This is a genomic window from Inquilinus sp. (genome assembly GCF_039594555.1).
Lineage (GTDB): Bacteria > Pseudomonadota > Alphaproteobacteria > DSM-16000 > Inquilinaceae > Inquilinus.
Genome location: NZ_JBCNNF010000424.1, coordinates 1 through 5,916 on the forward strand (window position 1 = coordinate 1; position 5,916 = coordinate 5,916).

The 5,916-nt window shown below is 70.2% G+C and carries 5 protein-coding genes; 2 read left to right on the forward strand and 3 right to left on the reverse strand.

The features are described 5' to 3' along the window. The 3 genes from ABDW35_RS30565 to ABDW35_RS30575 all read right to left on the reverse strand — a co-directional run. Positions 1-769 (reverse strand): ABC transporter permease subunit (locus ABDW35_RS30565; protein ID WP_343717616.1); only part of this gene is annotated, 769 nt, incomplete at its 3' end. Further along, positions 766-1,653: an ABC transporter permease subunit gene (locus tag ABDW35_RS30570; RefSeq protein WP_343717617.1), complete on the reverse strand. Its 888-nt coding sequence runs from the start codon at positions 1,651-1,653 to the stop codon at positions 766-768. The genes ABDW35_RS30570 and ABDW35_RS30565, both read right to left, overlap by 4 nt. After that, positions 1,650-2,810, reverse strand: coding sequence for an extracellular solute-binding protein (locus ABDW35_RS30575; RefSeq protein WP_343717618.1), 1,161 nt, complete (start codon positions 2,808-2,810; stop codon positions 1,650-1,652). Before ABDW35_RS30575 ends, ABDW35_RS30570 begins: the two co-directional genes overlap by 4 nt. 225 nt (positions 2,811-3,035) lie before the next feature. Between ABDW35_RS30575 and ABDW35_RS30580 the strand changes: the two genes are divergently transcribed. After that, the gene (locus ABDW35_RS30580) at positions 3,036-4,253 is read left to right on the forward strand and encodes a mandelate racemase/muconate lactonizing enzyme family protein (protein ID WP_343717619.1); all 1,218 of its coding nucleotides are present in this window, start codon (positions 3,036-3,038) and stop codon (positions 4,251-4,253) included. Positions 4,254-4,416: 163 nt separating this feature from the next. Next, positions 4,417-5,916 (forward strand): GMC family oxidoreductase N-terminal domain-containing protein (locus ABDW35_RS30585; RefSeq protein ID WP_343717620.1); only part of this gene is annotated, 1,500 nt, incomplete at its 3' end.

Consider the following 5,916-nt stretch of genomic DNA (forward strand, 5'->3'; position numbering starts at 1 on the left):
GCGCGAACAGGAGCGCGACGAAGGACGGGACCCAGAGCAGCACCGACAGCACCGCGCCGTACTGGATCACCAGCTGGTTGTTGATCAGCGAGATCATCAGGATCGGCATGGTCCGGACCGTCGGCGCGCCGATCAGCCAGGCGCCCTCGGTCTCGTAGAAGGTGCCGACAAAGCTCAGCAGCAGGGCGGCGGCGATGGCCGGGCCGGCCTGCGGCAGGGTGACATGCCAGAAGGTGCGGAACGGGCCGGCGCCGACATCCCGCGCCGCCTCCTCCAGCCTTCGATCCACGTTCTGGAAGGCGGCGACCGGGATCCAGATCATGAACAGCAGCGTGTTCAGCACCTGGATGATGGCGACCCCGGCGAAGGTGCCAACCAGGCCGAGCTGCAGGAAGATCGCGGCGATGGCGACATAGAGGCCGAATTTCGGGAAGGCCTGGGTGGCCAGGAAGGATAAGAGGAGCAGCTGCTTGCCCGGGAAGTCGAGCCGGGCGAAGGCATAGGCGGCGGGCAGGCAGATCGCGGCCGAGACCGCGGTGACCACCACCGAGAGCACCAGCGAGGTGCGCAGCGCCGACCAGACATCGGCCCGGGCCAGCGTCATGTCCCAGAAGCGCAGACCCCATTGCGTCGGCAGCAGCGCCGGATAGCGCCAGGCCTCGGCGAAGGCCCACAGGAACACGGTGGCGATCGGCACGATGATCACCACCGCCAGCACCGTCGCCAGCAGCGGGCCGGGCAGGCCGCGCAGGAGGCGCCGGGCGGTCATGGCGCGCCCCGGGCGCGCGATCTGGAGATCGCGCGGACATACAGCACGCCGACCGCGGCGCAGATCAGGAAGGTGACGACCGCCTGGGTCTGGGCGGCGATCGGGTCGCGCACGTCGCTGAAGGTGCGCTGCATGTACACGCCCATCATCTCAGGCGAGGCGGGGCCGAGCAGATAGGGCAGGGTGAAGGCGCCGAAGATGTTGAGGAACTCCAGCGCGAAGGCGATCAGCAGCGAGTTGCGGATCAGCGGCAGCACGATGCTGACCAGGATGCGAAACGGCCCGGCGCCGACGTCCCGCGCCGCCTCGATCGCCGGCAGCGGCACCTGGGCCAGGCCGGACAGCAGCACCAGCAGGGTCAGCGGCACCCCCTCCCACACCAGCCCGATCACCGGCCCCCAGGGGCCGAGATAGGGCGAGACGTAGCCGCCGATGCCGAAGGCGGCGAGGATCGTGGCCAGAAGGCCGTTCGGCCCGATCGAGCGGATCAGCGCATAGGCGACGATGATGCCGGGCACGAACAGCGGGAACACGGCGATGCCCTGCACCACCGCCGGCAGCCGCCCGGTGGCGAAGCGCAGATACAGCGCCAGCGGCAGGCACAGGGCCAGCAGCAGCGCCGTCGCCACCGCCGTGGTCCACAGGGTGAAGCCGAGGTTGCGGCGGCTCTGCGGGTCGGCGAAGAAATCGGCGTAGTTGGCCAGTGAGACGACGTCGCGGCCGTCGACCTCGACCCGCAGCGTGGCGAGGATCGCCGACAGCGCCGGCACCAGCACCAGCCCTGCGACCAGCAGCACCGGCGCCGCCACCAGCAGCAGGCCGAGGGCCTGCCGCCGGAGGACGCCCGTGCGCCGGGACGCGACGGGCAGGGCCCCTTCGGTCACTTCGCCCGGTCGATGTTGGGGGCGACGTTGCGGTACCAGCCGTCATTCATCGCCGATTCCCATTCGCCGCCCGGATAGGTGGGGATCGAGGTCGGGATGACGGCGGCGAATTGCTGCTTCAGTTCGGCCGGCAGCTTGTCCCAGTCGACGCCCGGGAAGCCGCCCAGATCCTTGACGATCGAGACCTGCATCGCATCCGTCAGCAGGAAATCGGCCAGGGCCAGCGCGGCGGCCTTGTGGGCGCCGTTGCTGGGCACGGTGGATTCGGCGAAGCCGCCGGACAGGGCCAGGTCCTGCAGCTGGAACAGCTTGATCGACGGCGGCAGCACGCCCTGCGTCAGGCCCTGCAGCGCCTGGTCGGACCAGGCCGGGATCATCGACACCGCGCCGCTGGCCAGCAGCTGCAGCGTCGGCGTGTTGCCGGCGGCGTAGGCGCCCTTCTCGTACAGCGACGGCGCCAGGTCGTTCAGGATCGCCCAGGCCTTGGGCAGCCGCTCCTCCGCCGCCTGCTTGGTGAAGGTGGCGACCTTGAACAACGACGGGTCGCGGCCGTTGGCCTCGTGGATGGCGCGGACCACGAAGTTGCGGCCCGACCCGCCCTTGTCCGGCCGGCCATAGATGAACTGGCCGGGATGCGCCTTGATCCATGCCACCAGGCCGGCCCAGTCCTTCGGCACCTCGGCCTCGGCCACCTTGTCCGAATCATAGGCCAGCACGACTTGGGAGCCGCGATAGGGCAGGCCGTAGGGCGTCTCGATCGCCAGCGGGTTCAGCCGGGCGTAGCCGGGCACGGCCTTGGCGTCGAAACCGACCCACAGCCCGGCGTCGATGCCGCCCTTGGGCAGCAACGGGTCGTTCTCCTCGAAGTAGTCGACCTGAGGATCGGTCCCGGACTTCAGCGCTGCCAGCGCCCGGTCGGCGATCGCCTGGATGCCGCCGGCCCCGGCGCCGCGCGAGATCACGACATTGATCTCGTACTCCGGATGCGCCGACTCGAAGGCGGGCTTCAGGACATTGGTCCACCAGTCCGACACATTGGCGTCGCTGGCGGTGTAGACGTCGATCCGCGTCGCGGCGGCGTGGGCCCGGTGCCGCGGCACCAGGGCGATGGCGCCGGCGGCGACGCCGGCCGAAAGGATCTGACGGCGAGTGATCATCCTGCCCCCCGAAGTTTGGTCCGGTGTGGTCCCCCGGGTGTTGCCTTAGAGGCGGAGCATGACAGGGTGATGACAGCCGGGCCATCGCCGCGTGGCCGGCCGGGAGGGCGGCGTCGTTTGCGCGGGATTTTCCGTCGCCGCCGGCCTGGAGGGGCCGACTCCGGCGATCCATGATGGGCCGGGCCGCGCCGCGCTGGTGCGCCGGCCCCAGCGAAAGGCCGCCGCATGAAGATCGCATCGCTCCAGACCCATGTCGTCGCCGTCCCGCCGCCGCATGTCGGGGGCATGTACTGGATCTTCGTGCAGCTCAAGACCGATGACGGCATCGAGGGCGTCGGCGAGATCTACTCGACCGCCTTCCATCCCCAGGCGATGGTGCCGCTGATCGAGGACGTGTTCCAGCGCCACCTGGAAGGCCATGACCCGCACCGGGTCGAGCGGTTCTGGCGGTCGGCCTATTCCAGTGGCTTCACCCAGCGGCCGGACCCGACGATGATGGGCATCGTCTCGGGGCTGGAGATGGCCTGCTGGGACATCATCGGCAAGGCGGCGGGCCGCCCGGTCTACGACCTGCTGGGCGGCCTGGTGCACGAAAAGCTGCGCGCCTACACCTATCTGTACCCCAAGAACGCGGCCGGGGAGTTCGACTTCAACGACCCCGATCTGGCCGCCGAATGCGCGGTCGAGATGGTGCGGATGGGCTTCACCGGGGTGAAGTTCGACCCGGCCGGCCCCTACACCGCCTATTCCGGGCACCAGGTCTCGCTCGGCGTGATGGATCGCTGCGAGACCTTCTGCCGCAAGGTGCGCGAGGCGGTGGGCAGCAGCGCCGACCTGCTGTTCGGCACGCATGGCCAGATGGTCCCGTCCTCGGCCATCCGCCTGGCCAAGCGGCTGGAGAAATACGACCCGCTGTGGTTCGAGGAGCCGGTGCCGCCGGGGCAGGAGGCGGCGATGGCCGAGGTGGCGCGCGCGACCTCGATCCCGATCTCGACCGGCGAGCGGCTGTGCACGAAATACGAGTTCCAGCGGGTGCTGGAGCTGGGCGCCGCCTCGATCCTGCAGCCGGATATCGGCCGGGTCGGCGGCATCCTGGAGACCAAGAAGATCGCCAGCATGGCCGAGGCCCACTACGCCCAGCTGGCGCCGCATGTTTATTGCGGCCCCGTCGTGGCCGCCGCCAGCATCCAGGTCGGCGCCGCCTCGCCGAACTTCCTGATCCAGGAGTCGATCCTCGACTATGGCGGCTTCCACGGCGAGATCTTGAAGAAGCCTTTGACCTTCGACGACGGCTACCTGATCCCGTCGCGCGAGCCCGGGCTGGGGGTGGAGCTGAACCTCGACGTGGTGGCGAAGCACACGCCCTACACTGGCGACCGGCTCCACTTGCAGATGGCTTCCGAGCCGGCCGACGTGAAGCAGTTCGCCCCGGCGCGGGGGTAGTCCGCCGCTGAACGCGCCTGGTGCCGTTATTGAAGCCGTCATCGCGAGGAGCGAAGCGACGTGGCGATCCATAGGCTGGTGCCGCTGGATCGCCACGCCCCTGCGGGGCTCGCGATGACGGCTTGGAGTGGCGACGCCGGTCCCTACTGTTGAGAGCCCAGTCATGACCCACGACTACGTCATCGTCGGCGCCGGTTCGGCCGGCTGCATCTTGGCGGCACGGCTGAGCGAGAGCGGCCGGCACAGCGTGCTGCTGCTGGAGGCCGGCGGCCGCGACGATTCCTTCTGGTTCCGCATCCCGGTCGGCTACGCCCGCAGCTACTACAACCCGCGGGTCAACTGGATGTACTGGTCGGAGCCGGAGGCGGAGCTGGGCGGCCGCCGTATCTACGTCCCGCGCGGCAAGGTGCAGGGCGGCTCGGGCTCGATCAACGCCATGGTGTTCGTGCGCGGCGCCGCGGCGGATTTCGACGACTGGGCGGCGGCCGGCAATCCCGGCTGGGCCTATGACGACGTGCTGCCGGCCTTCCGCAGGCTGGAGACGCATGCCGGCGGCGCCTCGCAATGGCATGGCGGCGACGGGCCGATCCATGTCACGCCGATGCGCGGCGGCACCCATGCGGTGACCGACGCCTATCTCGCCGCCTGCCGCGAGCTGCAACTGCCGGAGAACGGCGACTTCAACGGCGCGTCGATCGAGGGCGCCGGCGTCTATGACGTCAACACCCATGACGGCCGGCGGTCGTCGTCGAGCGTCGAGTATCTTCGCCCGGCGCTGGGCCGCCGCAACCTGACGGTCGAGCGCGAGGTCCAGGCGTTGCGGGTGGTGCTGGACGAGACCGGCCGGGCCATCGGCGTCGAAATCCGTCAGGGATCGGAGACCCGCATCGTCTCGGCGCGGCGCGAGGTGATCGTCGCCTGCGGCGCGGTCGACACGCCGAAGCTGCTGCAGCTCTCCGGCATCGGCGACGGCGCGCTCCTGGCCGGGGCGGGGGTGGCCGTGGCGCATCACCTGCCCGCGGTCGGCCGCAACCTGCAGGACCATCTCTGCGCCAGCTTCTACTACCGCTCCCGCGTGCCGACGCTGAACGGCCTGTTCGGCAGCCCGTGGGGCCAGGCCCGGCTGGGGCTGCAATACCTGCTGACCCGCAAGGGCCCCTTCGCCATGAGCGTCAACCAGGCGGGCGGCTTCTTCCGTGGCGCGCCGGACGAGCCGCGGCCGAACATCCAGATGTATTTCAACCCGCTATCCTACCGCATCCCGGACAGCCCGAAGGCCGGGCTGAAGCCCGAGCCCTATCCCGGCTTCCTGCTGGCCTTCAACTCGTGCCGGCCGACCAGCCGCGGCGAGATCGCCATCGCCTCGCCCGACCCGGCGGCGGCGGCGAAGATCCGGCCGAACTACCTGTCGACCGACCGCGACGTCGCGGAGGTGCTACAGGGCAGCCGCCTGGCCCGCCGGATCATGGCGGCGCCGAGCCTGGCGGCGATCACGGTGGAGGAGATGCCGCCCTCCGCCGGGGCCGAGAGCGACGCGGCGCTGCTGGGCTGGTTCCGGGCCAACAGCGGCTCGATCTACCATCTGTGCGGCAGCTGCGCGATGGGGCCGGACGCGGCGACCGCGGTGGTCGATGCCCGGCTGCGGGTGCACGGGCTACAGGCC